The 25,644-nt window shown below is 70.6% G+C and carries 24 protein-coding genes and 1 pseudogene; 8 read left to right on the forward strand and 17 right to left on the reverse strand.

The genetic code is table 11. The annotated features are described in order from the left end of the window. Positions 1-32: 32 nt before the first annotated feature. A complete protein-coding gene (locus WCE39_RS00775) occupies positions 33-983 on the reverse strand; it encodes a bifunctional riboflavin kinase/FAD synthetase (RefSeq protein WP_343274798.1) in 951 nt (316 codons plus the stop codon). A 112-nt stretch (positions 984-1,095) separates the two neighbouring features. Next, positions 1,096-2,805: a murein biosynthesis integral membrane protein MurJ gene (gene murJ, locus WCE39_RS00780; RefSeq protein ID WP_343274799.1), complete on the reverse strand. Its 1,710-nt coding sequence runs from the start codon at positions 2,803-2,805 to the stop codon at positions 1,096-1,098. 110 nt (positions 2,806-2,915) lie between these two features. Here murJ and rpsT point away from each other — a divergent pair, with 110 nt between their 5' ends. Then, positions 2,916-3,188 (forward strand): 30S ribosomal protein S20, encoded by a 273-nt coding sequence (gene rpsT / locus WCE39_RS00785; protein WP_343274800.1) that lies wholly within the window; start codon positions 2,916-2,918, stop codon positions 3,186-3,188. 196 nt (positions 3,189-3,384) lie between these two features. On the opposite strand, the gene cgtA is transcribed toward rpsT, so the two are convergent. The 3 genes from cgtA to rplU form a co-directional block, all read right to left on the reverse strand. Beyond that, positions 3,385-4,440 carry an Obg family GTPase CgtA gene (gene cgtA, locus WCE39_RS00790; protein WP_343274801.1) on the reverse strand — a complete coding sequence of 352 codons (1,056 nt, stop codon included), beginning with the start codon at positions 4,438-4,440 and terminating at the stop codon, positions 3,385-3,387. Positions 4,441-4,576: 136 nt separating this feature from the next. After that, positions 4,577-4,837: a 50S ribosomal protein L27 gene (gene rpmA / locus WCE39_RS00795; RefSeq protein ID WP_132984603.1), complete on the reverse strand. Its 261-nt coding sequence runs from the start codon at positions 4,835-4,837 to the stop codon at positions 4,577-4,579. 12 nt (positions 4,838-4,849) lie between these two features. After that, complete coding sequence (gene rplU / locus WCE39_RS00800; RefSeq protein ID WP_343274802.1) at positions 4,850-5,173, reverse strand: 50S ribosomal protein L21; 324 nt, start codon at positions 5,171-5,173, stop codon at positions 4,850-4,852. 570 nt (positions 5,174-5,743) lie between these two features. On the opposite strand from rplU, the gene WCE39_RS00805 reads away from it, so the two are divergent. The 3 genes from WCE39_RS00805 (at position 5,744) to WCE39_RS00815 (ending at position 11,723) form a co-directional block, all read left to right on the forward strand. Beyond that, positions 5,744-8,200, forward strand: coding sequence for a S8 family serine peptidase (locus WCE39_RS00805; RefSeq protein ID WP_343274803.1), 2,457 nt, complete (start codon positions 5,744-5,746; stop codon positions 8,198-8,200). Between the two features lie 155 nt (positions 8,201-8,355). Then, complete coding sequence (gene uvrA / locus WCE39_RS00810) at positions 8,356-11,307, forward strand: excinuclease ABC subunit UvrA (protein ID WP_343274804.1); 2,952 nt, start codon at positions 8,356-8,358, stop codon at positions 11,305-11,307. Next, positions 11,304-11,723, forward strand: a complete 420-nt coding sequence (locus WCE39_RS00815) for an acyl-CoA thioesterase (RefSeq protein WP_343274805.1) — start codon at positions 11,304-11,306, stop codon at positions 11,721-11,723. Before uvrA ends, WCE39_RS00815 begins: the two co-directional genes overlap by 4 nt. 29 nt (positions 11,724-11,752) lie before the next feature. Here WCE39_RS00815 and WCE39_RS00820 read toward each other — a convergent pair whose 3' ends face one another. The 7 genes from WCE39_RS00820 to WCE39_RS00850 all read right to left on the reverse strand — a co-directional run bounded on the left by WCE39_RS00820 (position 11,753) and on the right by WCE39_RS00850 (position 18,076). Beyond that, positions 11,753-13,120: a sigma-54 dependent transcriptional regulator gene (locus WCE39_RS00820; protein WP_343274806.1), complete on the reverse strand. Its 1,368-nt coding sequence runs from the start codon at positions 13,118-13,120 to the stop codon at positions 11,753-11,755. Between the two features lie 105 nt (positions 13,121-13,225). After that, on the reverse strand, positions 13,226-14,590 hold the full coding sequence (locus WCE39_RS00825; protein ID WP_343274807.1) for an acetate kinase: 1,365 nt from the start codon (positions 14,588-14,590) through the stop codon (positions 13,226-13,228). Beyond that, positions 14,590-15,165, reverse strand: coding sequence for a hypothetical protein (locus WCE39_RS00830; RefSeq protein ID WP_343274808.1), 576 nt, complete (start codon positions 15,163-15,165; stop codon positions 14,590-14,592). The genes WCE39_RS00825 and WCE39_RS00830 overlap by 1 nt, the downstream gene beginning before the upstream one ends. A gap of 2 nt (positions 15,166-15,167) precedes the next feature. Next, a complete protein-coding gene (locus WCE39_RS00835) occupies positions 15,168-15,884 on the reverse strand; it encodes a C39 family peptidase (protein WP_343274809.1) in 717 nt (238 codons plus the stop codon). Beyond that, positions 15,881-16,222, reverse strand: a complete 342-nt coding sequence (locus WCE39_RS00840) for a hypothetical protein (protein WP_343274810.1) — start codon at positions 16,220-16,222, stop codon at positions 15,881-15,883. The genes WCE39_RS00835 and WCE39_RS00840 overlap by 4 nt, the downstream gene beginning before the upstream one ends. A gap of 69 nt (positions 16,223-16,291) precedes the next feature. Then, the gene (locus tag WCE39_RS00845) at positions 16,292-17,209 is read right to left on the reverse strand and encodes a hypothetical protein (RefSeq protein WP_343274811.1); all 918 of its coding nucleotides are present in this window, start codon (positions 17,207-17,209) and stop codon (positions 16,292-16,294) included. Between the two features lie 378 nt (positions 17,210-17,587). Further along, complete coding sequence (locus WCE39_RS00850) at positions 17,588-18,076, reverse strand: copper chaperone PCu(A)C (protein WP_343274812.1); 489 nt, start codon at positions 18,074-18,076, stop codon at positions 17,588-17,590. 43 nt (positions 18,077-18,119) lie between these two features. On the opposite strand from WCE39_RS00850, the gene WCE39_RS00855 reads away from it, so the two are divergent. Then, on the forward strand, positions 18,120-18,878 hold the full coding sequence (locus tag WCE39_RS00855) for an enoyl-CoA hydratase/isomerase family protein (protein ID WP_343274813.1): 759 nt from the start codon (positions 18,120-18,122) through the stop codon (positions 18,876-18,878). Between the two features lie 85 nt (positions 18,879-18,963). On the opposite strand, the gene WCE39_RS00860 is transcribed toward WCE39_RS00855, so the two are convergent. The 3 genes and pseudogenes from WCE39_RS00860 to WCE39_RS00870 all read right to left on the reverse strand — a co-directional run bounded on the left by WCE39_RS00860 (position 18,964) and on the right by WCE39_RS00870 (position 21,482). After that, a complete protein-coding gene (locus WCE39_RS00860; protein WP_343274814.1) occupies positions 18,964-19,824 on the reverse strand; it encodes a sulfurtransferase in 861 nt (286 codons plus the stop codon). Continuing rightward, positions 19,821-20,641, reverse strand: a pseudogene (locus WCE39_RS00865) (NUDIX hydrolase). The gene WCE39_RS00860 and the pseudogene WCE39_RS00865 overlap by 4 nt, the downstream one beginning before the upstream one ends. A 130-nt stretch (positions 20,642-20,771) precedes the next feature. Continuing rightward, positions 20,772-21,482, reverse strand: a complete 711-nt coding sequence (locus tag WCE39_RS00870) for an FKBP-type peptidyl-prolyl cis-trans isomerase N-terminal domain-containing protein (protein WP_343274815.1) — start codon at positions 21,480-21,482, stop codon at positions 20,772-20,774. 176 nt (positions 21,483-21,658) lie between these two features. Here WCE39_RS00870 and WCE39_RS00875 point away from each other — a divergent pair, with 176 nt between their 5' ends. Genes WCE39_RS00875 through nth form a run of 3 tightly spaced genes read left to right on the forward strand, consistent with a single transcriptional unit; the run spans position 21,659 to position 23,711 of the window. Beyond that, a complete protein-coding gene (locus WCE39_RS00875; protein ID WP_343274816.1) occupies positions 21,659-22,438 on the forward strand; it encodes an enoyl-CoA hydratase/isomerase family protein in 780 nt (259 codons plus the stop codon). An 8-nt stretch (positions 22,439-22,446) separates the two neighbouring features. Further along, the gene (locus WCE39_RS00880) at positions 22,447-23,013 is read left to right on the forward strand and encodes a hypothetical protein (protein ID WP_343274817.1); all 567 of its coding nucleotides are present in this window, start codon (positions 22,447-22,449) and stop codon (positions 23,011-23,013) included. Between the two features lie 29 nt (positions 23,014-23,042). Continuing rightward, a complete protein-coding gene (gene nth, locus WCE39_RS00885) occupies positions 23,043-23,711 on the forward strand; it encodes an endonuclease III (RefSeq protein WP_343274865.1) in 669 nt (222 codons plus the stop codon). A 21-nt stretch (positions 23,712-23,732) separates the two neighbouring features. Here the strand turns inward: nth and WCE39_RS00890 are convergent, their stop codons facing one another. Beyond that, entirely contained in the window at positions 23,733-24,419 is a 687-nt protein-coding gene (locus WCE39_RS00890; protein WP_343274818.1) for a TonB family protein, read from the reverse strand. Between the two features lie 135 nt (positions 24,420-24,554). Then, complete coding sequence (locus WCE39_RS00895) at positions 24,555-25,406, reverse strand: 2OG-Fe(II) oxygenase (RefSeq protein ID WP_343274866.1); 852 nt, start codon at positions 25,404-25,406, stop codon at positions 24,555-24,557. Positions 25,407-25,644 lie beyond the last annotated feature (238 nt).

The following is a 25,644-nucleotide window of genomic DNA, read 5'->3' on the forward strand; positions in this document are numbered from 1 at the left end:
GATGGTGGGCTTGTAGCGCTGGCTGTCGTCGGTCACGCGGTCGCTCGCTGCGGGGTATGCATCAGAATGTGGCGCGCCTGGGCGGCGTCGCGGTCCATCTGCGCGACCAGGGTCGGCAGGTCGGGGTACTTCTCTTCGTCGCGCAGGCGCGCGACGAATTCAACTTCGATGCGGCGACCGTACAGGTCGCCGTCGAAATCGAACAGGTGGGCTTCCAGCAGCGGCTCGATGCCGTCCACCGTGGGCCGCGTGCCGAAGCTCGACACCGACGGCCAGGGCGCGTCGCCGACGCCGTGCACGCGGGTGGCGAAGATGCCCTGCAGCGCCGGCACCCTGCCGCCGAAGCGCAGGTTGGCGGTCGGGAAGCCGAGCGTGCGCCCGAGCTGGCGGCCGCGCACCACGCGCCCGCCGATGGCATACGGCCGCCCGAGCAGGCGCGCGGCGGCTGCGAAGTCGCCTTCCGACAGCGCGGCGCGGATGCGGGTGCTCGACACGCGACCGCCGTCGAGCTGCACGGGCTCGATTTCGCCGGCCTCGAAGCCGAGGCGCGCGCCGGAATCGCGCAGGGTGCCCAGGTCGCCGGCGCGGCGGCTGCCGTAGCGGAAGCCGGGACCGACCCAGACCTCGCGCGCGCGCAGCCGCCCGGCGAGCACGCGTTCGGCGAACACATCCGGCGGCATCGCCGCGAATGCGCGGTCGAAGCGCAGCAGCCCGACCAGGCCGGCCCCCTGCCCGCACAGCCCCTCGACGCGCGCGCGCGGCAGCATCAGGCGTGGCGGCGGCGCGTCGGGTGCGAAGAACTCTCGCGGCAGCGGTTCGAAGCTCAGCGGCACCAGCGGCAGGCCCAGCGCGCGGGCGCGGGCGGCCGCATGGCCCACCAGCGCCCGGTGGCCCAGGTGCAGGCCGTCGAAGGCGCCGATGCAGGCCACGCTGCCTTCGGGGCACAGGGGCCCGCCGTCGACGTCGCGGAACAGCTGCTTCATGGAATCCAGGATGGTTTGCCGCGGCCGCCGGCGGCGGCGCGCCCGACCGGAGTCGGTCGGCAAGTATAGCGGCGGCGCGGTGGGGGCAGGCCCCGCACCGGGCGCCCGGAGATCAGTGGCGCAGGTCGCGCGGGCGCAGGCCGACCGCCAGCAGCGCGGCGCCATATGCCAGGGCGCCGGCCGCCACCACCGCGACAAGCAGCAGGGCCCGCAGCAGCAGGCTCTCGATCGCGGTCCAGTCGCCCACCCAGCCGCTCAACGCCAGCACCGCCGCAGCCATCACCCCGCAGGCCACGGCCAGGCGCAGCCAGAAACGTCCCCAGCCCGGCTGTGGCCGCATCAGGCCGGCGCGCTTGAGGTAGCGCCAGAGCAGCCACGCATTCAGGATGCCGGCCAGGCCGGTGGCAAGGGCGATGCCGACGTGCGCGCCCTGCACCTCCCAAAGCCAGAGCGGCGTGGTGAAGGCGATGGTCATCAGCACGTTGGCGATCACGGTGATGATGGCCGCGCGCATCGGCGTCTTCGTGTCCTGGCGCGCGAAGAACGCGGGCGCCAGCACCTTGGTCAGCATGAAGGCCGGGATGCCGACGCTCATCGCCGACAGGCTGATCGCCGCCATCCGGGTGTCGTGCGCCGTGAAGCGCCCGCCCTGGTAGACCACCGCGGTCAGCGGTTCGGCGAGCAGGAGCAGGCCGACCGCGGCGGGCACGCCGCCGAGCAGTGCCATGCGCAGCGCCCAGTCGAGCGTCGCGCCATAGCCCTCGCTGTCGGCCGCGGCGTGGCGGCGGGAGAGGTGCGGCAGGATCACGGTGCCGATGGCGACGCCGAACAGCCCCAGCGGAAACTCCACCAGGCGGTCGGACAGGTACAGCCAGGTCTGGCTGCCGGTCACCAGCAGCGACGCGAAGATCGTGCCTACCAGCAGGTTCAGCTGCGCGACCGACGACGAGAACAGCGTGGGCACCATCAGCTTCGCCACCCGGCGCACGTCGGGGTGGCGGAACCCGGGCGAGAACCGCGGCCGCAGCCCGAGCCGCCCCAGCGCCGGCCACAGCACGGCCAGCTGCAGCACGCCCGCCACCAGCACGCCCCAGGCAAGCGCCTTGACCGGCTCGGCGAACCAGCGCGATACCCAGACGATGGCGACGATCATCACCAGGTTGTGCAGCACCGGCGTCACCGCCGGCAGCGCGAAGCGCCCGAAGCTGTTCAGCACCGAGGCCACGAGCGCCATCAGCGAGATGAACACCAGGTAGGGGAAGGTGATGCGCAGCATGTCCGCGATCAGGGCCAGCTTTTCCGGATCGTCGAGGGCCCCGGGCGCGAACATGCGCGCGATCAGCGGGGCGGCGAGCATGCCGACCGCGGCGAACACGAGTACCACCGCGAGCAATGCTCCGGCCATGGCATCGACGAAGGACTTGAGTGCCTGCGGGTCGTCGCGCTCGCGCAACTCGTTCAGCACCGGCACGAAGGCCATCTGCATCGAGCCTTCGGCGAAGATGCGGCGCAGGTAGTTGGGGATCCGATAGGCGATCACGAACGCGTCCATCGCCACCGAAACGCCGAACACGCGCGACTGCAGGGCGTCGCGCAGGAAGCCGGCGATGCGCGACAGCAGGGTCATGGCGCTGAACACGGCGGTGGAGCGCAGCAGCCCGCCTCCGCGGCGGCCGCCGCCGGCAGGGCTCGCGCCAGGCGTGCCCGGAGACCCGGCGGCGGGCATCGACGCGGCCGGATCCAGCCCGGCCGCAGGCACGCCCGGGGCCGCCACGGCCACGTTGCCCCTTGCCTCGTGGCCGTCCTGCACGGCCCCGCTCATGCCAGCCACCGCCGGCGAGGCGCATTCTTGACGCAAGCTCCTGATTCCCCCATAATTTCCTGCTCGCTCGACCCGAATTCCGTCTTTACACCCGTTCCCAGGATCCCATTGTGGCCAACATCAAGTCCTCCAAGAAGCGCGCCAAGCAGGCTGTCGTGCGCAACCTGCGCAACAACAGCCAGCGTTCGCAGCTGCGCACCGCCGTCAAGAAAGTGCTGAAGGCACTCGAAGCCAACGACGCCACCGCCGCGCAGGAAGCCTTCACCGCCGCGCAGCCGCTGCTCGACCGCTTCAGCGCCCGCGGCCTGATCCACCGCAACAAGGCCGCCCGCCACAAGAGCCGCCTGACCGCCCGCATCAAGGCGATCGCCAGCGCCGCCTGAGGCGAACCGCAGCGCGGTGGAAGAAAGCCCGGCTCCGGCCGGGCTTTTTGCGTGCGTCGCCAGGGAGGCGTTTCTGGCCACGGATTGGCGCGCATGCACGCGGACTGAGCAAAGGCAGGGCGAACTGCTCTGCTTCTGATCCGTGGTCATCCGCGTAGATCCGTGGCTGAAAGCTGCTTTTGCCACCGCGCCCGCCTCAACCCCCGGCGGCATCTGCCGCGTCTGCCGCATCGGCGGCGTCGCGGGCCTGCTCGTCGAGGAAGGCCTGCACCTTCAGCATGACCTCGCGGGTGCCCTCGCGGGCGAGGCCCGAAACGACGAACCACGGGCCGGTCCAGCCCAGGTCGGCAACCACCCGTTCGGCAAGTGCGCGCGAGTCCTCGGGCGGCAGCAGGTCGGCCTTGTTGAACAGCAGCCAGCGCGGCTTGTCCATCAGGCCTGCGTCGAACTTCCCGAGCTCGTGCTCGATCGCGCGCACCTGGTCGGCGGCGTCGGAGCCGTCCAGCGGCTCGACCTCGACCAGGTGCAGCAGCAACCCGGTGCGCTGGATGTGGCGCAGGAACAGCGCGCCCAGGCCGGCACCGTCGGCGGCGCCCTCGATCAGGCCCGGGATGTCCGCGATGACGAAGCTGCGCGCAGGCTCCACGCTGACCACGCCGAGGTTCGGGTACAGCGTCGTGAACGGATAGTCCGCCACCTTCGGCGTGGCCGCCGACACGGCACGGACCAGGGTGGACTTGCCGGCGTTCGGGAAGCCAAGCAGGCCGACGTCGGCCAGCAGCTTCAGCTCCAGCCGCAGCTCGCGCTGCTCGCCCTCCTCGCCCGGCGTGGCCTTGCGCGGCGCGCGGTTGACCGACGTCTTGAAGTGGATGTTGCCCAGCCCGCCCTTGCCACCGCGGGCAACCAGCAGGCGGTCGCCGTCGCCGACCAGGTCGCCGATCACCTCGTCGGTGTTGATGTTCAACACCTGGGTGCCGACCGGCACCATGATCACCGTGTCCTCGCCGCCCTTGCCATAGCGCTGCTGGCCCATGCCGTCCTCGCCGCGACGGGCGCGGAACGTCCGCTGGTGGCGGAAGTCGACCAGAGTGTTGAGGTTGCGGGTGGCCTCGAGCCAGACGTCGCCGCCGTTGCCGCCATCGCCGCCATCGGGACCGCCGAGCGGGATGTACTTCTCGCGCCGGAAGCCCACGCAGCCGTTGCCGCCATTGCCGGCGGTAACGGTGATTTCGACTTCGTCGACGAGTTTCATGGCGATGGATCCAGGCTGTGGCGGGACCGGGCCGGGGGGCCGCGGCGGGTGACCGGAAGTCTAGCGGGTGCCGGCGCGGGCGCCGGAAACGAAAAGCCCCGCCGGAGCGGGGCCTTCGCGGAGCGTGGTGCCGGGCTCAGGCCTCGGCCACCACGTTCACGGTGCGGCGCTTCTTCGGGCCCTTGGTCGTGAACTCGACTTTGCCGTCGATCAGCGCGAACAGGGTGTGGTCGCGGCCGAGGCCGACGCCCGAACCCGGGTGGAACTGGGTGCCGCGCTGGCGGACGATGATGTTGCCGGCATCGATCGCCTGGCCACCATAGATCTTCACGCCGAGGTACTTCGGGTTGGAGTCGCGGCCGTTGCGCGAGGAACCTACGCCTTTTTTATGTGCCATGGCTGCGTCTCCTTACTTCTTGTCGCCGGAATCAGCGATCCCGGTGATCTCGATTTCGGTGTAGTGCTGCCGGTGGCCCATCTGCTTGCGATGGTGCTTGCGGCGGCGGAACTTCACGATGCGCACCTTGTCGGCGCGGCCGTGGGCCTTGACGGTGGCGGTGACGGTCGCGCCCTTGAGCGCGTCGCCGACCTTGATGCCCTCGCCGTCACCCAACATGAGCACGTTGTCGAACGTGATCTCGTTGCCGGCTTCGACGTCCAGCAGCTCGACGCGGAGCGTCTCGCCTTGCATCACGCGGTATTGCTTCCCGCCTGTTACCAGGACTGCGTACATGACCAAGCTTCCTATGTAGTTATTGTGGTCGCCTGCCTCCCTTGGGGGTAGACAGGAGCGGAATTGTAATTGGAACGCGGCTTTCGGGTCAAACCAGGCTGAATGAGGGCTATACGGTTGCGCATCGCCCCCTGCATCCGGTAGGTTCGAACGGTCGGACGGGCCACAGGGGACCATCCGCTGCAAGGACAGCTACAGGCGTCCGTTGTCGCGCATTGCAAGCGCGCACGGCGCGGGATCATCTCTTTCCACGGAGAGCCTCTGTACGTGCATTGTTCCACCTGTATCAGCAACGCGACGCAAGGCCACCCCGGCTCCCGGTCGACTGGCGCGCTCGCGCGCCGCATCGCCCCGCCCGTCGCCCACGGCCTGCGTGCAACCAGCTCGAGGCACCGCGCCCTGCGCCCGTGCCCGCGCATTTCCATATCCGGATTCCGCCCGCCCGCTGGCCGTCGACCCCTGGTCGCGCCGCGGACGCGCGCACAGCTTCCACTGAAGTAGCGACAGCGACTGCGTGGATGGGGCCGACGCCATAGATGCGCCGGATCGACGAAAGGAGAGAGGAACGAAATGACCAGCACGACTTGGAACACCACAACAACCGCGCTCGCGGTGGCGATCACCGCCGCCCTTGTCGCGGGGCCGTCCTATGCGGCACTGAAGATGCCGACTGCCAGCAAGCCCGCGCAGACGCAGAAGAAGAGCGCCGTCAAGGCCCCTCTGTTCGCCAAGCCCGCCCACCCCTACGGAATGAACCTGAAGGCGCCGGCGGACACCGAGTACGATTCATTCATCGTCAGCTTCCAGAAGGGCGCCAAGCCCGCGGCGAACCTGCAGCGCCAGCTCGACTCCGTCGGCAAGCTGCTCGGCACCCGCATCGCGATCCAGCGCACCACCGGCACGGGGGCGCAGGTCATCCGGACCGGACGCACCATCGACGTCGTCGAACGCAAGCAGCTTGAAGCCGCGCTGATGGAAAACCCGGCGATCCGCGCCGTCGAGCCCAACGGCCGCATGTACCGCATGCTCGAGCCGAACGACCCGCTGTTCGCACAGCAGTGGCATTACGAAGGCGACGGCATGGGCATCAATGCCACCGAAGCCTGGGATACCGTCGACGGCACCGGCTACATCGTCGCGGTGCTCGATACGGGACAGGTCGATCACGCCGACCTGGCTGGCCAGTTCATCGCAGGCTATGACTTCATTTCCGACCCCGCCAACGCGCGTGACAGCGATGCCCGCGACCCGGATCCGAACGACGAGGGCGACTGGGACAGCAAGTACGACAGCAGCTGGCACGGCACCCACGTGGCCGGCACCATCGCCGCGCTGACCGACAACGGCGTCGGCGTCGCGGGCGTTGCCCACGGCGCCAAGGTCCAGCATGTCCGCGTCCTGGGCAATGCGGGCGGCAGCTTCGAGGACATCAACGACGCCATCGTCTGGGCCTCGGGCGGCAGCGTTCCTGGCGTTCCCGACAACACCACGCCGGCGCACGTCATCAACCTCAGCCTGGGCGGCGCGATCGCCTGCCCGACGGACATGCAGGATGCGATCGATATCGCCGTCGCGAACGGCACCTCCGTGGTCGTGGCGGCGGGCAACTCGAGCTCGGACATCGCCAACTACGCTCCGGCGGGCTGCAACGGCGTGATCGTGGTCGCGGGCACGGGTCCCGACAACACGCGTTATGCCGCCACCAACCACGGCGTGGGCATCAGCGTCGCGGCTCCGGCCGGCAGCGGCGTCATGCCCAACGAGGACCAGGTCCTGTCGACGTTGAACAGCGGTGCGACCGTCCAGGAAGACGACGCCTATGCCTGGTACGCCGGCACGTCCATGGCAACGCCGCACGTGGCCGCCACGGCCGCGCTGATGATGGAGGCAGCGGGCGAGTGGCTGCCGCCGGACGAAGTCAAGACGATGCTGCGCAACACCGGCTATGCCGCCAACGGCCTGGTCACCGACTGCGACACCAGCTCGCGCTGGTGCGCCAGCCTGATCGACGCCGGCCGCGCGGTTGCCGTGGCATCCAGCGCCGAGGAACTCCCGGCAGACCCGCCGCCGCCGCCGGCCCCGCCGCCGCCGACCGACCTCGAGAACGGCGTCCCCGTCGAGCTGGAATCGATGGGCCAGGGTAACGAGAAGTTCTTCGTGCTCGACGTACCGGAGGACATGGGCTCGGTGGTGTTCAACCTGACCCCGGGCACCGGGGCGACCGGTGACTCGGACATCTACGTCCGCTACGGCGCGGCGCCGACCAACTCGCTGTACGACTGCCGTCCGTGGACGGGTGGCGTGGTCGCCGAAACGTGTGAGTTCACCGCCCCCGAAGCGGGTGAATGGCACGTCAGGGTCGTCTCCTACAGCGCGTCCAACGGCTATTCCGTGATGGGCACGTACGACGACACGCCGATCGTGGTGGACCCGCCCACCGAGCTCGAGAACGGCGTCACCGTGACTGGCATCGACGTGGATGCCGGCGAGGAGGTGTTCTACGTCATCGACCTTCCGGAGGGCGCCACCAATCTGGAAGTGCTGATGGACGGCCCCAACGGTGACACCGACCTCTACGTGAGGCACGCCGAGCTGCCGACGGATACCCTCTATGACTGCCGTCCGTACCTCTTCGGCAGCATCGAGGACTGCCTGATCGAGGCTCCCGCCGCCGGCGAGTGGTTCATCCGCATCGACGGCTACGAGTCGGCCACGGGCATTTCGCTGACCGCCAGCTTCGACATCGGAGACGTTGGCGATGCACCAGCAGGCCTGATGGCCCGCCAGGTGTTCCCGCTGCGTGGCCAGCGCATCCGCGTGCCGCTGGCGTGGACCGGTGGCGAAGGTGAGCAGGTCGACGTGCTGTTCAATGGCGAAGTGGCTGCCACTTCGAGCAACACCGGCGCGTTCGTGCACACCTTCACCGCGGAGTCGACGGGCCCCGGCTCGGCGACCTACCAGGTCTGCAACGCCGGCACCAACGTGTGCTCGGAGACCATCACGGTGAACTACACCGCGCGTCGCTGATACAGGTCGCAAGGTGACATGGAGGGGCCCGGTTCGCCGGGCCCCTTTTCTTTCGCCCGTCTACCGGGATCTGGAAATCCGGCGGTTTGCCCCCATCCAAGGGGCTCGGTAGGCTGGCTGATCGCCCACCCTCTCCCTTTCCCCCGGACGACCCGATGGCGCTCGACCTCATCCGCATCCGCGGAGCACGTACCCACAATCTCAAGGACATCAGCCTCGACCTGCCGCGCGACCGCCTGATCGTCGTCACCGGCCTGTCCGGGTCCGGCAAGTCCTCGCTCGCGTTCGACACGATCTACGCCGAGGGCCAGCGCCGCTACGTCGAGTCGCTGTCGGCCTATGCGCGCCAGTTCCTGAGCGTGATGGACAAGCCCGACATCGACCACATCGAAGGCCTGTCGCCGGCGATCGCCATCGAACAGAAGTCGACCTCGCACAACCCGCGCTCGACGGTCGGCACGATCACCGAGATCTACGACTACCTGCGCCTGCTCTACGCCCGCGTGGGCCAGCCGCGCTGCCCGGACCACCAGTACCCGCTGGAGGCGCAGACCGTCAGCCAGATGGTCGACCAGGTGATGGCGCTGGCCAACGATCCGGCGAACGCCGAGCGACGATGGATGCTGCTGGCGCCGGTCGTGCGCGAGCGCAAGGGCGAGCACGCCCAGGTGTTCGAACAGCTGCGCGCGCAGGGCTACGTGCGCGTGCGCGTGGACGGCGCCGTGCATGAAATCGACGCGGTGCCGCCGCTGGCGCTGCGCCAGAAGCACACCATCGAGGCCGTGATCGACCGGTTCCGCGTGCGCGAGGACATGCAGCAGCGCCTGGCGGAGTCCTTCGAGACCGCGCTCAAGCTGGGCGACGGCATGGCCGAGGTCCGCCCGCTCGACGACGAGTCCGGGGAGCCGCTGCTGTTTTCCTCGCGCTACAGCTGCCCGGTCTGCGACTACGCGCTGCCCGAACTCGAGCCGCGCCTGTTCTCCTTCAACGCCCCGGCCGGCGCCTGCCCGACCTGCGACGGCCTGGGTGTCAGCCAGTTCTTCGATCCGGGCCGCGTGGTGGTGCACCCCGAGCTGTCGCTGGCAGCCGGCGCCGTGCGCGGATGGGACCGGCGCAACCACTACTACTTCCAGCTCATCGCGTCGCTGGCGCGGCACTACGGCTTCGATGTCGACAGCCGCTGGCAGGAGCTGCCCGAGGCGGTGCGCCAGGCCGTGCTGTTCGGCAGCGGCGGGGAGCGCATCCCGTTCACCTACGTGACCGAGAGCGGCGTGCGCAGCAAGCGCAGCCATGCCTTCGAGGGCATCGTCCCCAACCTCGAGCGCCGCTACCGCGAGACCGAGTCCTCCGCGGTCCGCGAGGAGCTGTCCAAGTACATCAGCGAACAGCCCTGCCCCGACTGCGGCGGCGCGCGCCTGAATCGCTCGGCGCGCAACGTGTTCGTGGCGGAGCGCGCGATGCCGTCGATCGTGGTCCTGCCGATCGGCGAGGCGCTGGAGTTCTTCGCCGGGCTGGAGCTTCCCGGCTGGCGTGGCGAGGTGGCCGCGCGCATCGTCAAGGAAATCCGCGAACGCCTGGGCTTCCTGGTCGACGTCGGCCTCGACTACCTGACGCTCGAACGCAAGGCCGATTCGCTGTCCGGCGGCGAAGCCCAGCGCATCCGGCTGGCGAGCCAGATCGGCGCCGGCCTCGTGGGCGTGATGTACGTGCTCGACGAGCCCTCGATCGGCCTGCACCAGCGCGACAACGAGCGCCTGCTGGGCACGCTCACCCGCCTGCGCGACCTCGGCAATACCGTGATCGTGGTCGAGCACGACGAGGACGCGATCCGCCTCGCCGACCACATCGTCGACATCGGCCCCGGAGCCGGCGTGCACGGCGGCGAAGTGGTGGCCGAGGGCAGCTACGAGGACATCCTGGCCGCGCCGCGTTCGCTGACCGGCCAGTATCTGTCCGGCAAGCGCCGGATCGAGATCCCGGCCAGGCGCCATGCGCCGAACCCGAAGCTCGAGCTGCGCCTGCTGGGCGCCAGCGGCAACAACCTCAAGGACGTGGACCTGGTGATCCCCAACGGGCTGTTCACCGTGGTGACCGGCGTGTCCGGCTCGGGCAAGTCCACCCTGATCAACGACACGCTGTACGCACTGGCGGCCAACGAGATCAACGGTGCCTCGCACACGCCGGCGCCGTTCCGCTCGGTCGAGGGCCTGGACCTGTTCGACAAGGTGGTCGATATCGACCAGTCACCGATCGGGCGCACGCCACGCTCGAACCCGGCCACCTACACCGGGCTGTTCACGCCGCTGCGCGAGCTGTTCGCGCAGGTGCCGGAATCGCGCGCGCGCGGCTACGGCCCGGGCCGCTTCAGCTTCAACGTCCGCGGCGGCCGCTGCGAGGCCTGCCAGGGCGACGGCCTGATCAAGGTCGAGATGCACTTCCTGCCCGACATCTACGTGCCCTGCGACGTCTGCGGCGGCAAGCGCTACAACCGCGAAACCCTGGAGATCCGCTACAAGGGCCTGAACATCCACGAGGTGCTGGAGCTGACGGTCGAGGCCGCGCTGGACCTCTTCCACGCCGTGCCGACGCTGGCGCGGAAACTCGAGACCCTGACCGACGTCGGGCTCGGCTACATCCGGCTGGGACAGTCGGCGACCACGCTGTCCGGCGGCGAGGCGCAGCGGGTGAAGTTGTCGAAGGAGCTCTCGCGCCGCGACACCGGGCGCACGCTGTACATCCTCGACGAACCCACCACCGGCCTGCACTTCCACGACATCGAGCACCTGCTCGGCGTACTTCACAAGCTGCGCGACGACGGCAACACCGTGGTGGTGATCGAGCACAATCTCGACGTGATCAAGACCGCCGACCGGGTGATCGACCTTGGCCCGGATGGCGGCCACCGCGGCGGCGAGATCATCGCCCAGGGCACGCCGGAAGAGGTGGCGGCGATGCCGCAGTCGCACACCGGACGCTTCCTCGCCAAGCTCCTGGACGAACACAGGGCGCGCTCCGGAGTGCCCGTGGTCGGCGAGGCGCCACGCCCGCGCTCGCGCGGCAAGACCGGAACCCCCACGCGTCGCCGCAAGGCCAGGGACATCACATGAACCGCGAACCCGCCGAACACGGCAAGCTCCTCCACAGCATGCCCATCGAGCTGCGCTGGCGCGACCTGGACGCCTTCAACCACGTCAACAACTCCAACTTCATGACCTACCTGGAGGAGGCGCGGATCCGCTGGTTCGAATCGCTGGGCACGGAGTGGGTGACCGACACCACCGCCCCGCTGCTGGCCGCGGTGCAGATGAACTACCGCCAGCCGATCCCCTACCCGGGATCGATCATGGTCGAGCTGACCGCCGACCGCGTCGGCACCAGCAGCGTCACCCTCGGCCACCGCATCACCAGCGCGGACGGCACGGTGCTGCACGCCGATGGCCACGTGGTGATGGTCTGGGTGGACCGCGCCAGCGGCCGTCCCACACCGCTGCCCGACGTCGTGCGGGCGATCGCGGCTGGCTGAACCCGGCGCCCCACCCGGGGTCGCAAGGCTCAGGCCCTGGCGGATTCGTCCGCGCCGCCACGCAGGCCATGCCGGTTCATCAGCCGGTACAGCGTGACCCGCGAGATTCCAAGATCGCGCGCCGCCGCCTGGAGGTGGCGCCCGTTGCGGACCAGGGCGCGCTCGATCGCCACCCGCTCGCCTTCCAGGCGCGCCTCGCCCAGGGTCTGCAACGTCACCCCGGCGTCCTGCAGGCGCAGGTCGCGGGCGGTGATGCGCGACCCTTCGGCCATCACGACCGCCTGGCGCACGCGATTGACCAGCTCGCGGACGTTGCCGGGCCAGGGATGGTCGTGCAGCGCCCGCAGCGCGTCACGGGTGAAGCCGCGCACGCGGCCGCCTCCCTCCCCTGCGTGCCGCGCCAGCGCCCACACCGCGAGCAGCGCGATGTCGCTCCCGCGCTGGCGCAGGGGCGGCATCTGCAGTTCGATCACGCGCAGGCGGTGATACAGGTCTTCGCGGAAGCGTCCGCTTTCCACGGCCGATTCCAGGTCGATATGGGTCGCACAGATGATGCGCGCGTCCACGGCGATGTCTTCGTGGCCGCCCAGGCGCTGGATGGTGCCCTGCTCAAGGAAGCGCAGCAGCGAAGCCTGTGATTCCAGCGGCAGGTCCCCGATCTCGTCAAGGAACAGCGTGCCGCCATCGGCATGTTCGAAGCGCCCGCGCTTGCGTTGGCTGGCGCCGCTGAATGCGCCTCGTTCGAAGCCGAACAGCTCGGACTGCGCCAGGCTTTCCGGGATCGCGCCGCAGTTGATCACCACCAGCGGTGCGCCGTGCCGCGCGGAATGGCGATGGATCGCCGCCGCCGCGAGCTCCTTGCCGGTGCCGGTTTCGCCACCGATGCAGACCGGCGCCCCGGTCATCGCCGCCCGCTGCAGCTGGCGGTAGAGGGCATGCATCACCGGGCTGTCGCCGATCATGCCGTCGGGCGTCGGGACCGGGCGGAGTGCGACGCGGCTGCAGTCCTCCAGCCGCGCCATGCCGCAGGCGTGGCCGAGCACGGTGGCCAGCAGGAGGCCGTCACAGGGCAGCACCACGTAGTCGTGGCAGTGGTCGCGCACCAGCTGGCGCACCGGCTCCAATCGCACCTGTCCGGGGGCAAGGCCTGCCACCCAGCCACGGCCACCCCGGGCCAGCACGTCGCCGATGCGTTGCAGTGACTCCGCCGAGGGCGGGTCACATCCCCTGAGATCAAGCAGGCCGGCCCGCCAGGCATCGTCGCCATCGGCATCGGGTGCCGGGATCACGCCCGTCCGCGCCACCCTCCGGGCTCTCCACCCGCGCGACTCCAGGCCTTCGGGCAGCGCCTCGAGCACGGCGCGTTCGGCCAGGACCCAGTGGATGAATTCCCGCACTCCTGTGCATGCCGGCATGTGTACGTGCTGCACCCGCCCCCTTCCGGATGGCCTCCCGTCTCCCGTCCAGCAAGGTCAACGCGGCCGGCGACCACACGCGGACACTCAGAAGCGGATCGGAAGTCGCGCAACCAGGCTGACGTCGGGCGTGTCGCGGGTCATGCCGGCGCCGAGGGCGATGTTGAAGCTGGTGCGGTCGCTGATGCGGTAGGTGCCGCCCAGCATCAGCGTGCCCAGCACCACCCGTACCGAACCCGGCATGTCGCTGCCGTTCTGGCGCGAACGCGCGACCAGGCTGTGGTCGTAGCCGATGCTGATCGAGGCACGGTCGTTGAGCGCCAGTCCCATCCCGAGGTTGAAGCCGAAGATGTCGCCGGCGTCGATCTCGCCCAGGTATTCCGTGGTCGTCTGCGGGAAGCCTTCGGGCGCGCCGGTGAGCGTGGTCCGCGAGACGTCTTCGCGGGCGAAGTTGTGCAGGTAGCTGAGGCTGCCGAAGAACACCACGGGATCGGAGGCGTACATCCAGGTCACGCCCGGCTGCAGCGAGGCGAAGCCGCTGCCCGTGGGCAGCTCCAGTGGCAGGCCGGTGCCGGTCGCGTTGGCGACGCAGCGGGTCACGCAGTCGGTGGTGACTTCGAACAGGTCCTTGCCCGTGCGCGCCTTGTAGCGCAGCCAGACCACGTAGAACGGCCGGTCCGCGCCCTTGTTGGGCAACTGGTAGCGCGCCGTCGCCTCGACGTCGCCCAGGCCGCTGCCGTCGGCGCTGAACACGCTGTCCTGGGCGGCGCCGGTGAAGATCTCGCGGCTGACGGTGTCGCCGCGGATATGCATGTACGGGACCTTGAGCTCGACTTCGAAGCGTTTGCCGATGCCGTAGCGCGCGGCGAGCGCCGCGGTCACGCTGGTGGTCTTCACCTGGCGCACGTCGATCAGGCCGATCAGGATCGCGGGGATGACGGTGTAGCCCACCAGCGCCACGCGATCGTTCGAGTAGTAGCCGGTCTGCAGCGACGGCTCCAGGATCAGCGTCCCGGCCGGCGTCAGCACGCCGGGCTGGTCGAAGATCTGCGCCACTTCCGGCGGCCGGGTGGCGTCCTCGGGCGCCTGCCCGACCGGCGCCGGGTCGCCCGCGTCCTGCGCAACCGCGGCGGCCATCGCGGGCATCCCCGGCTGCGCGGCGCCCGTGGCACCGGCGCCGGCACCCGTCGCGCCGCCACGCGCGCGCAGTGCATCCAAGCGCCAGGCGTCGACGCCGGCGGCATCATCCCAGTCGGCGCGCTGCGACTGGAGGTACTCACGCAGTGCCTGGATCTGCCGCGCCTGCTCGTCCAGCCGGGCCTCCAGTGCACTGATCCGGGCGTCGCCTGCCGCCACCGGTGACGGCGCCCCCGCCTGGGCCCACGCGGGATGCGGCCCCAGCAGCGCCGCGGCCAGCAGCGCCACCATCGCCCCCCGCTTCCCCGCGCGCATCAGGGCGTCCCGAGCGCGCCCAGGCCCGACAGGCCCAGCGCGTCCGTGAAGTTCACCGCCTGCAGCAGTCCCAGCGCGTTGCTGCCGGCATCGATCGTCGTCAGCACGCGGATCTGCGCGCCGTCCAGCGTGTTCTGCAGCACCAGGCCGCCCCCGGCGCCCTCGTGCACATTGCCGGGACCCACCTGCACCAGCTGCAGCTGCTGCAGCCGCGCAAGCTCCCGGGCCTGCGGTCCGGTCATGTTGGCGATGTCGGGGATGGACACGCGTATCGACGCCACCAGCTCACCGTTCACCCAGGCCAGGCGCTCGAAGCCGAACGAGACCACCAGGCCCGACGGCAGCGCGAAGCCGCCCCGCATCGCTTCCAGCCTGGCCTCGCCCAACGGGATCCAGCCGGCCGGCGGCATCGCGCCCTGCGCACCGGCGTGGGCGTATGTCGCCGGCACGCCGGCCGCATCGGCCACGGCTGCCGCATCGGCCGCCGCCGGCAGCGGCCAGCCGATCCCCGCCAGCGCCAGCAGCGAGGTGACCAGCAGGTGCCACGCCAGGCGTCTCGCATTCGGAATCTTCATGGTCAGATGTCCCCCGGGCCGCGACGGTGCATGACCACGTCCTGCAGGCCCTGGCGCTGCACGGCGGTGGCCAGGGGCGCCAGTGGCGCCAGCCGCCAGTCGCGCGGATGGTTGAAGGCCGCGAGCTCGCGGCGGTTGTGGACCACGAACAGCACCCGGTTGTCCCACAGGCGGTCGAACTCGCGCCGTGGCAGCAGGCGCGTGCCGCGTGCCGGGTCACCCACGAGCACGCGGCCGGCGCGCATGCCCTTGACCACCACGAAATGCCGGTAGCCGCGATCGTTGAGCAGCACGATCGCCGGCAATCCTTCCTCGACCAGCCGGTCCAGCGGAACCTCGAAGCCGTCGGCCGCGTAGCCCTGGGCCTCGAGGTAGGCGCGCATGTCCAGCAGTGAAAACCCCTGCCGGCGGATCCGGGCCTGGTCGCCGCGCTCGTACATGTGGCGGAAGACGTCGCCCTCCCCCACCGCGTGTCCGTACTGGAACGTCAGCAGGGTGGCGATCGCCGCCGAGCCGCAGCTGAAGTCGTGTTGCTGCGGAACGGTCGTGCGGTAACGCGCCGCCTTCAGGCTGGTGACCGGCACCGCATAGCTTCCGCCATAGGGAACGCGGACATCGGCGGGCGCACCGCCCGCGGCGCAGGGTGCCGCTGCCTGCCAGCCCAGGCAGGCCGCCAGGGCAAGCCAGGCAGGCAGCAGCCCCACGCCGCGGACACTCACGGCACCGGCCCGCCGAACTGCACGTTCACCGCGGTGCCGTTCTGGATCAACACATTGGCGCCGCTGTTCTGGATCACCGTTGAAATCCCGGCCGCGTTGCCGAAGGCGCCGCCGGTCACGACGTTCGAGCCGCCCACGGTCCCGATCGCCGTGTTGCCCTCGACGTTGCCGCTGTTGTCGACATCGACGATGACCAGACTCGTCGACTCGCCGCCGCGCAGGGTACCCAGCGTGCTGCCGGCCACGGCTTGGCCGAAGCCTTCGACCGCGACCGCACCGTCTGCCGGGGACGCCAGCGCGAGCACGCCGGCGATGAGTGGAATCACGATGGCTGGCATGGCCGATCCTCCTTGCCTGGGGAGCGCGCGTCGCGGACACGGCGTCCGCGACGCACGCCCGTGTCCGGACTAGGGACCGCCCACGTTGAGGTTGGCCTGCACGGTCACGCCCTGCTGGATCAGCGAGGACGCACCGCTGTTCTGCGCCATGACCATCACCCCGGCCGCGGCGTTCGCCGAGCCATCCATCGAGTTGGACATGTCGAAGGCACCACCATGGGCCCAGCTGGTGCCGCCGCTGCCGCCGTCGCCACCGTTGCCGTCGCCACCGCTCGCGGCACCACCGTCGCCGTCACCGCCACGACCACCATTGCCGGCCGTTGCGAACGCATCGCCACTGCTGCCGGAGTTGTCGGCGCTGGTGTCGCCACCGGCCGAGCTGCCGTCTGCGGATGCGGTGCTGTCGCCCGAGGTGGCCGAGGCATCGGAGGTCGCGCTCGGGATCCCGTCGCCGACCGCATCGCCGTCGGCACTGGCGCTTGCGCCTGAACCCGCGCCGGCCGTGCCAAGTGCGGTGGCGAGGCCGGTCGCGCTTGCATCGCCGTCGCGCAGGCTGGCCGCCTGGCCATCGCCGCCGTCACCGCCGCCGCCGCCCACGCCGGTACCGCCGACCGCGGTGCCGCCCACGCCCGCACCGCCCGCGCCGCCATCGGCGCTGCCGTTGTTCTGGGCGATGTTGCCGAGCACCAGGACGCTGTTTCCGGTCACCGTACCGCTGAGGCTGGTCTCGGCCATCGCCGAACTGGTGTTGAACGAGCTGGCGACGCTGGTGCTGGCCGAGCTGTTGTTGTTGGCCGACGCGTTCGACATGCCATCGGCAGCGGCGCTGCCGGCGTTGTCGCGGTCGGAACCGCTGCTGTTGTCTTCGGTATTGCTGGCGTTGTTGTCGCCGCGGCCGGTTTCGGTCTGGTCCTGCGCCCATGCCTGGGCGGACAGACCTGCACCGAGCAACACGGCCACAGCCAACATGCTCTTGCGGATATGCATGGTCGTACTCCTTGGGGGAATGTCGCGCCGGCGCACGAAGGGGAGGTGCCGCACGCCGGTGCAACCCTGTCCCACGCATGTTCGATGCCAGTCATCCGGCGACGCATGCAAGCACTTGGTAACTCGGGACTTTTCAGGGAGCCGTCGGGAATGGCGGGCGTCGGGACCGGTCCAGCGCGCGCGGTGCGCGTGAAAACGTTGCAGGCATGCAACACGGCCCGCGCCGTGCGGAGTCCGCGGTGCGTGGCGGCATGCACGGGAGCGCCCGCATGGCACCGCCACCGGCGCAGGACGCCGGTCGGCAGGGATGTTTCATTTCCGACAATCGCGACTGCCGGGTCGGCCGCCGGCCGCGCGGGAATGCCCGGCGCGCGTCCTTCAGCGCGCGTCGGCGGCGCGCACCTCGAAGTCGGCACCGATGCTGCGGCCGTCTGCCAGGCTGAATTCGACGCGCGCCGAGTCGCCGCTCTGCAGCGGTGCCACCGGCCGCATCAGCATCAGGTGCAGGCCACCCGGCTGCAGCACCGCCGCATCGCCCGCTGCCACCGGCAAGCGCGGCACTTCGCGCATCCGGCTGACGCCATCGACAACCGTTGTTTCATGCAGCTCGACGCTTGCGAAGGCGTCGCTGTGCGCGCTGACGATGGCGACATCGATGGCACACGGATTCTCGATACGGGCGAAGCCCGCCATCATCGGCATCGGCATCGGCGGCGAACGCAGCCAGCCCTCGACCACGCGCGGAACGCAGGTGGCGGGTCCGCTGGCAGCCTGTGCATCAGTGCGGGCCGGGCCGGAAGCGCTGGCGCCCGCAGTGGCTGCGCACAGCAGCGCGGCGGGAACGAGGGTTCGAAGGAGGCTGGTCATGCACCTATCATAGCCATCCACTCCGGGGCGGACCTGACGACGCATGACAGCACTCATCGAAACCATCGGCCACGGCGCGATCACCGAACTCAGGCTCGCGCGCGCTCCGGTCAACGCGCTCGACCCCGAGCTCTGCGCAGCGCTGGCGGCGGCCGTGCCCGCGGCAGTCGACGCCGGCGCGCAGGGCCTGGTGCTGTCGGGCGGTGAAAAGGTCTTCTCCGCCGGGCTGGACGTACCCCACCTGCTGTCGCTGCAGTCGCGCGACGCGCTGGGCGCGGCCTGGACGGGCTTCCTGGACGCCGCGCGTGCGCTGGCCGCGTCACCGGTGCCCGTGGCCGCGGCGATCACCGGCCACTCTCCAGCCGGCGGCTGCGTGCTCGCCCTGTGCTGCGACTACCGGGTGATGGCCGAGGGGCCGTTCCGCATCGGCCTCAACGAGACCCAGGTCGGCCTGGTCGCGCCGGACGGCATCCAGCACCTGATGCGGCGCGTGGTCGGTACGCATCGCGCCGAGCGCCTGCTGGTGGGCGGCGAACTGGTCGAAAGCGCACGCGCGTTCGAGATCGGACTGGTCGATGAACTCGCCGCGCCTGGCGAGGTCGTTGCCCGCGCCCGTGCCTGGCTGGACGCGCTGCTCGCGCTGCCGCGCCGGCCGGTGCTGCACACCCGCGAGATCGCGCGCGCGGATCTTGTCGCCGCGCTGGCGCCGGAGCGCATCGACATCGATACCTTCGTGGACGCCTGGAACGACCCGGACACCCAGGCCGGGCTGCGCGCGCTGGTGGCGCGGCTGGGCAAGTAACGCAAGGCGGCACTGCGGCGGCGACCGGGGACGCCGCGGACACCGCGGACACCGCGGACGCCGAGCGTCTGGCAAGCGGCGCGGCTCAGCCGCCGCCGGCGGCGACCGGACGCGCCGGGTCTTCGATCCAGCCGCTCCACGAGCCCGTGTACAGCCCGGCACCGTGCAGCCCCGCATGCGCCATCGCCAGCAGGTGATGGCAGGCAGTCACGCCCGAGCCGCACATCGCCACCACCTGCGTCGGCGCATCGTCGCCCAACAGTGCCCCGAACTCTTCAGCCAGCACCTCGCGCGCCTTGAAGCGCCCGTCGACCAGGTTGAGCGCGTAGGGCCGGGATGTCGCGCCCGGTACGTGCCCGGCGCGGGCGTCGATGGGCTCGGCCTCGCCGCGGAAGCGCTCGCCTGCACGGGCATCAAGAAGCAGACCACCGGCGGCGAGGTGGGCTTCGACGCGCTGGCCATCGAACAGCCGTGCGTGGTCGAAAGCCACCGGATATGGCGCGGTCGGCGGCACGTCGGGAGTGGCGGCGTCCAGCGGCAGGCCTTGGGCGTGCCAGGCGGCGAATCCGCCGTCGAGCACCGCCACGCGTGCATGCCCCGCAAGGCGCAGCAGGCACCAGGCGCGCGCGGCAAACGCGCCGTCGGCTGCGTCATAGACCACGACCTGGTGCGCCGGCGTGATCCCGAGCGCGGCAAGCAGGCGGCCGAACGCCGCAGCGCCAGGCCAGGGGTGGCGACCTGCACCGGGCACGTGTGGCCCCGACAGGTCCCGGTCGACGCGTACGTAGCGCGCACCCGGCAGGTGCCCTTCGCGCCAGGCCGCCTCGCCGGCCGCGGGGTCGGCGAGCGAGAAGCGGGCGTCCAGCAGCACCAGCATCGGGTCGCCAAGGCCTGCGGCAAGGTCCGGGGGCGATACCAGCGTGCCCCAGTCGGGCATTGCATTCATGGCAGGCCTCCGGCGGCCAGCAGGCGCTGGCGCAGGTTGTAGAGGATCGACGCCGTCGCACCCCAGACGCGCTGGCCCGGTGCGGCATCGTGGCGATGGTATTCAAGCACGTGGCGTTCGCGCCCGAGGTAGTTGATCACGATGCGGTCGAGGTTCTCGGGGGCCATCAGCCACGCCAGCGGCAGGGTGAAAACCTCGGCCACCTCGCCTGGCCGCGGTCGCGGCTCGAAGCCGGCAGGCACCCGTGCCACCACCGGCAGCACCCGGAAGCCGGAGACGGTCGCCAGCGGATCCAGATAGCCGAGCACGCGCGCATCCGCGGGCCGCAGGCCGATCTCCTCGTCCGCTTCGCGCAGTGCGGCGGCGAGCGGACCGGCATCGCCCGGATCCACCCGCCCTCCGGGAAAGCTCACCTGTCCGCCGTGCTGGCGCAGGCCATCGTGGCGCCGGGTCAGGATGACGCTGGTCTCGCCTTCGCCAACCAGTGGCACCAGCACCGCCGCATCCGCCAGCGCGGCGTGCGCCGGCAGCAGATCGCTCAGTTCGTCGAGGTTCCAGGCCGCACCGACAGGCACCGCGCTCAGCGGACCCAGCGCAGCCTGGAGCGCGGCGTCGGCGTGCATGCCGGCCATCAGCCGCGGCGCGCCTCGCGTTCCGGCAGCACCGAGTCCATGAGGTGCGCACGCTGTGCGTCATCCATCGCCAGCCAGCCCGCGATCTCGTCGCCGGTCCGCAGGCAGCCGTCGCAGAAGCCTTCCGGATCAAGGGTGCACACGCCGGTGCAGGGACTCTGGACGGCGCGGAACGCGGTGTTCATCACGGACTCCCGATGGCTGGGCGGGCCCCGGACACGAACGCGCCGGCACGGGGCCGGCGCGTCCTTGGAGCAGCAGCGTGCGCAGCGGCGGCCGCGCAGCTGGAGAGGGGGCGCCGTCGGCGCCCCGCGGTCACTTGACGCTGACCAGCTTGACGTCGAACACCACCGCCTGGTTGGCCATGCGGCCGGCGCGGATGTCATTGCCATAGGCCTTGTCGCCCGGCAGCACCACTTCCCAGCGCGAACCGGCCGGCATCTGCAGCAGCGCCTCGCGCAGGCCGTCGAGCGGCACCTGGCTGACCTTGAGCTCGACCGGACCCGGGGTCTGGCCCTGCGGCACCTGGTTGGTGTCGATCAGCACGGTGCCGTCGGGCAGCGTGCCCTTGTACGTCAGCGCGACATCACTGGCCTGCGTCGGCTTGGCGCCGTTGCCGGTTTCGATCACGCGGTACTGGACGCCACTGGCCAGGGTCTTCACGCCCGGCTTGGACTTGTTCTGGGCGAGGAAGCTGTCGCTGGCCGCCTTGTTGGCGTCGGACAGCTTCTTGAACTCGGCTTCCATCTTCGCCTGCTGGCGCTTCTGCATGTTCTCGACCGCAGTGCGCAGCTGGTCGACGGCGACCGCCGGCTCCTTCTTGCCGTAGGCGTCCTGAAGGGCCTTGACGACGGTGTTGACGTCGATGGCTTCGCCACGCTCGGTCAGCTCCGCGAGCTCGGCGCCCGTGTTGTAGCCGATCGCGTAGCTGAGCTTTCCCTTCTCAGAGGTGGTGTCCTGGGCGGCGGCGGTGCCGGCGACCAGGGTGGTGGCCGCAAGGGCGGCAGCGAGCAGGCGCAACTTCATTCGTGGGACTCTCCGGAATTGCCGATTGGTTGGGTCCAAGATGCGGCGGGGCGGCCTGGCCGCCCCGTCTGGACACGTTAGGATACTGGCCCCAGTGCTTAACCGCCACTGACACCGCCCACTCCGACACCGCCGTGCGGCGTAAGTTCCGCGCGCGCCCCGACCCCGAGGCTTCCATGTCCGAACTGATCCTGGCCGCCGACCACGGCGCCGTCCGCGTCCTCTCCGTCAATCGTCCCGACAAGCTGAATGCGCTCAACCGGGCCACCCTCGAGGCCCTGCAGGTCGCGTTCGACGCGGCGGCTGTCGACGACGGGGTCCGCGTCGTGGTGCTCACCGGCAGCGGCGGCAAGGCCTTCGTTGCCGGCGCGGACATCGCCGAGATGTCGGCGCTGAGCGCGGTGCAGGCGCGCGATTTCTCGCTGGTCGGCCAGCGCCTGATGCGGCGGATGGAGCGCATGCCCAAGCCGGTGGTGGCGATGGTCAACGGCTTCGCGCTTGGCGGCGGCCTGGAGCTGGCGATGTGCTGCCACCTGCGCATTGCCGCCGACACCGCGAAGCTCGGACTGCCCGAGGTCACCCTGGGCCTGCTGCCCGGCTTCGGCGGCAGCCAGCGCCTTCTGCGCCTGTCCGGGCGCGCGGCGGCGCTCGAGCTCACCCTGCTCGGTGCACCGGTGGATGCGGCGCGCGCGTTGCAGCTGGGCATCGTCAACCGCGTCGCGCCGGCGGCGGAGCTGGAAGCCGAGACCATGACGCTGGCCGCGAAACTGGCCGGCAACGCGCCGCTGGCGATGCGCGGCATCCTGGACGCGATCCACGTCGGCGGCGAGTGCGCGATCGACGACGGGCTGGAGTACGAGAGCGCGCAGTTCGGCCTTGCGTTCTCCACCAAAGACGCACGCGAGGGAATGGGCGCCTTCCTCGAACGCCGCAAGCCGGCGTTCACGGGTCGCTGAGCCGACGCATGCCAGAGCGTGACGCCACCCGCGATCGCGATCACGATGGCGACTGCCCCGGTCCAGGCGGCCACGCCGTCCTGATGGAAAGCGGCGCCGACGCGGATGCGCCGGATGCCGCGCAGGCCGGCCGCCTCTGCGACCTGTTGCGCGAAGACGATCTGGACGCCGCGATCGATGGCGGACTGGCGCGCTTCCAGCCGCTGCCCGGGCTTGATGCTGGCTGCAACGCCATGCTGTCGGCCGCCCGCGACCGGCTGTTGGTGGCCTGGGCGGCTCGCGATCGGCATCGCGCCCGCGACGCCCGGCTGGAGCGCATCGCCAATGGGCGGCTGCGCGCCCGCGGCGGGCTGTCGGCAGACAGCCCTTTGAACCAGCCCCCCTCTGGGGACGCGGCAGTCGAGGGTCCAGCGCAGGCCGGCGCCATCGTCAGCGGCATCAGCGCCGGCATCGGGGGCACCGGCGCCGGCAGCGACACCGGCACACTCCCGGCGCCTTCCCGCTCCACGCTGCCCGCGGCCGCCGCCGCGGCCCTGGCACGCGCCAGGGCGCGCGCATCGGGCACGCAGTCTTGAGCGCCTTTCCCGAGCGGCGCGGCCGGATCATGCCCAACGCCGACGTGCGCGAGATGTTCGCGCGCCTGTCCGCGCTGAATCCGAAGCCGGCCACCGAACTCGAGTACGCCTCGCCCTACGAACTGCTGGTGGCGGTGACACTGTCAGCCCAGTCCACCGACGTCGGCGTCAACAAGGCCACGCGACGCCTGTTCCCGGTCGCCAACACGCCTGCCGCCATCGCCGCGCTGGGCGAGGACGGGCTGAAGCGCTACATCAGCACCATCGGCCTGTACAACGCGAAGGCCGCCAACGTGGTCGCGATGGCCAAGCTCCTGATCGAACGCCACGGCGGCGACGTGCCGCGCACGCGCGCGGAGCTGGAAGCGCTGCCGGGCGTGGGCCGCAAGACCGCCAACGTGGTGCTCAACACCGCCTTCGGCGAACCGGTGATGGCGGTCGACACGCATATCTTCCGCGTCTCCAACCGCACCGGCCTGGCCCACGGCGGCAACGTCCGCGCAGTGGAGGACCGGCTGATGAAGCGGGTGCCGGCGGACTACCTGCTGGATGCCCACCACTGGCTGATCCTGCACGGGCGCTACGTATGCAAGGCGCGGCGCCCGGAGTGCGGGCCCTGCGTCATCCGCGACCTGTGCACGTATCCGGACAAGACGACAGCCGACGCGACGCCTGCTGGCAGGGCGACCGGCGCCTGAGCGCCGGCCGCCGCGTCCGCCTCAGCGCGCGGCCGTCCAGGACACGGTGACGTTCGGCCGCAGCGGCAGCACGGTCTTGCTGGAGAAGCGCTGCGCATCGGGACCGGTCCAGCTGCAGGCCGAAGACGACGACCAGGGGCCGAGGTAGCACACGGGCCACAACAGCGTGGAGGCCACCGGCTCGCCGCCGACCTGCTCGCTCGAGAACCGCCACTGGCGCGAAGCATCCGCCGCGGCATCGGCCATCGCGCGCGAAACGGTGCCGGTGGCGGCGTGCACGTCGGCATCCTTCACCGAGCCGTCGGCGGCGACCTCCAGCCTCAGCACCACCATGCCCTCGTTGCCGGCCAGCTGGTCGCGCATCGGGTATTCGGGCGGTGTCATCGCCGCCAGCGCCGGCCCGGTGGTTGCGGACACCACCTCGTGGCCGCCCCCCGCCGTTTGGTCGACCACGACACGGAGGAAGGTGCGCGAAGCGCCGTCGGCGGCGCCGGAGTTGAACACCCAGTCGCGGATCTCCGCGGCCAGTGCGGACGTGGTGGGACCGGGCGCGCTGCCGTGGGGCTCGAGGCTTGCGATGCGGCCGTCGGCGTCGAGCTCGACCGCGTAGGTGTAGACCTGCTGGGTCGACTTTGGCGCGGTGTCGGCCGCGGTGGCGGCGAACGGAAGGGCCACGGAGACGAGGAGGGGAATCGCGATCCGCTGCATGTCGGTGCTCCTGCGCACGAAGCGCCTGTAGGTGATGCAGTGATCACACTACGCGTGGCGCTGCGGTGGGTTACACCTCGATGACAAAGCATCTTTCGATTGACGAGCGGTGCACATACTCCGACAGGCGGTCGGTCACATGTGCGGCCCGACCCGCAGCCACTTGGTCGCCACCCACTTTTCGCCCTCGATCACCGGCGCGCCGCCATGCAGGCTGCCGGTCATCGGATGCGGTCGATCGTAGGCGAAGAACACCGCGTTGCCCTTGACCGCCGCGACTTCAAAGCGGGCGTCGGGAAAGGTGGTCGCACCGCCGCAGTCGGGCGTGTTGAGGTACATGACGATCGACGCCACGCGCTGGCCGCCGCGCGACAGCGCCACGTGCGCGCCGGGGCGGTCGGGATCGAAGTAGTCGTAGTGCGGCCGGTACTGCGCGCCCGGGCCGTAGCGCAGCAGCTGCAGGCCTTCGCCGTTCTCGAGCGGCCAGTCGACCAGGGCCGCCAGGCGGCGTTCGATGCGCGCACAGAGCGCATTCTCTCCACGGCTGAAGAACGTGCCTTCGCTGCTCCGCGCCTCGTGCGACTCGTCGGCACCCGTGTCCGGGTTGAACACCGCCGAGGGCCGCAGGCGCTGCCGCCCCATCTCCACCAGGGCGTCGCACTCCGCATCCGACAGCACGCTGCCGAACACCACCACGCGCGGATGCAGCATGTTCGCCAGCACCGGCACGCGCCGGTCCCCGGCATCGATCACCGACGGACCGTTCATCACGATCGGCGCGGGCACCCGTTCCGGCGGCGGCAGGTCGTTCGCGCGCGCATGGGCGTCGAGGTGCCCGCGCATCGCATCCTCGAGCGCGGCGACCGCATCGTCCTCCGCCCAGCCACGCGCGACCATCGAGGCCACCACGTCCTCCGGCGACGCGCCCGAGTGCACCTGCCCCAGCAGCCACTGCAGCAGCGCGTGATCGATCACCGGTGTTTCCATGGTCATGCCCGTGAGGAATCGCCCGGATGAAGCAGACACCGGACACATGACCGCGCGATGACAGCCGTCTTCCGGATGTCATGCGATTGCCATGCATGACAACTCGCCGCCACGCGACTTGTCCCTGAAAGAAAGCTGTAACGGGACGCCCCTAGCCTTCATTCCCGATTCATCCGGAACGCAGCGGACGCCGCCCAGCGAGGGCGGGCAACGGCCGCGGTTCCATCGCTGCGTTCGC

The sequence above is a fragment of the Luteimonas yanweni genome (genome assembly GCF_039548475.1).
Taxonomy (GTDB): domain Bacteria; phylum Pseudomonadota; class Gammaproteobacteria; order Xanthomonadales; family Xanthomonadaceae; genus Luteimonas.

Bases quoted from the DNA above. Each gene is read 5' to 3' on its own strand.
- WCE39_RS00775 (WP_343274798.1), bottom strand. From the start codon at position 983: ATGAAGCAGCTGTTCCGCGACGTCGACGGCGGGCCCCTGTGCCCCGAA.
- murJ (WP_343274799.1), bottom strand. From the start codon at position 2,805: ATGAGCGGGGCCGTGCAGGACGGCCACGAGGCAAGGGGCAACGTGGCC.
- cgtA (WP_343274801.1), bottom strand. From the start codon at position 4,440: ATGAAACTCGTCGACGAAGTCGAAATCACCGTTACCGCCGGCAATGGC.
- rpmA (WP_132984603.1), bottom strand. From the start codon at position 4,837: ATGGCACATAAAAAAGGCGTAGGTTCCTCGCGCAACGGCCGCGACTCC.
- rplU (WP_343274802.1), bottom strand. From the start codon at position 5,173: ATGTACGCAGTCCTGGTAACAGGCGGGAAGCAATACCGCGTGATGCAA.
- WCE39_RS00805 (WP_343274803.1), top strand. From the start codon at position 5,744: ATGACCAGCACGACTTGGAACACCACAACAACCGCGCTCGCGGTGGCG.
- uvrA (WP_343274804.1), top strand. From the start codon at position 8,356: ATGGCGCTCGACCTCATCCGCATCCGCGGAGCACGTACCCACAATCTC.
- WCE39_RS00815 (WP_343274805.1), top strand. From the start codon at position 11,304: ATGAACCGCGAACCCGCCGAACACGGCAAGCTCCTCCACAGCATGCCC.
- WCE39_RS00825 (WP_343274807.1), bottom strand. From the start codon at position 14,590: ATGCGCGCGGGGAAGCGGGGGGCGATGGTGGCGCTGCTGGCCGCGGCG.
- WCE39_RS00830 (WP_343274808.1), bottom strand. From the start codon at position 15,165: ATGAAGATTCCGAATGCGAGACGCCTGGCGTGGCACCTGCTGGTCACC.
- WCE39_RS00840 (WP_343274810.1), bottom strand. From the start codon at position 16,222: ATGCCAGCCATCGTGATTCCACTCATCGCCGGCGTGCTCGCGCTGGCG.
- WCE39_RS00845 (WP_343274811.1), bottom strand. From the start codon at position 17,209: ATGCATATCCGCAAGAGCATGTTGGCTGTGGCCGTGTTGCTCGGTGCA.
- WCE39_RS00850 (WP_343274812.1), bottom strand. From the start codon at position 18,076: ATGACCAGCCTCCTTCGAACCCTCGTTCCCGCCGCGCTGCTGTGCGCA.
- WCE39_RS00855 (WP_343274813.1), top strand. From the start codon at position 18,120: ATGACAGCACTCATCGAAACCATCGGCCACGGCGCGATCACCGAACTC.
- WCE39_RS00860 (WP_343274814.1), bottom strand. From the start codon at position 19,824: ATGAATGCAATGCCCGACTGGGGCACGCTGGTATCGCCCCCGGACCTT.
- WCE39_RS00870 (WP_343274815.1), bottom strand. From the start codon at position 21,482: ATGAAGTTGCGCCTGCTCGCTGCCGCCCTTGCGGCCACCACCCTGGTC.
- WCE39_RS00875 (WP_343274816.1), top strand. From the start codon at position 21,659: ATGTCCGAACTGATCCTGGCCGCCGACCACGGCGCCGTCCGCGTCCTC.
- WCE39_RS00880 (WP_343274817.1), top strand. From the start codon at position 22,447: ATGCCAGAGCGTGACGCCACCCGCGATCGCGATCACGATGGCGACTGC.
- nth (WP_343274865.1), top strand. From the start codon at position 23,043: ATGCCCAACGCCGACGTGCGCGAGATGTTCGCGCGCCTGTCCGCGCTG.
- WCE39_RS00890 (WP_343274818.1), bottom strand. From the start codon at position 24,419: ATGCAGCGGATCGCGATTCCCCTCCTCGTCTCCGTGGCCCTTCCGTTC.
- WCE39_RS00895 (WP_343274866.1), bottom strand. From the start codon at position 25,406: ATGGAAACACCGGTGATCGATCACGCGCTGCTGCAGTGGCTGCTGGGG.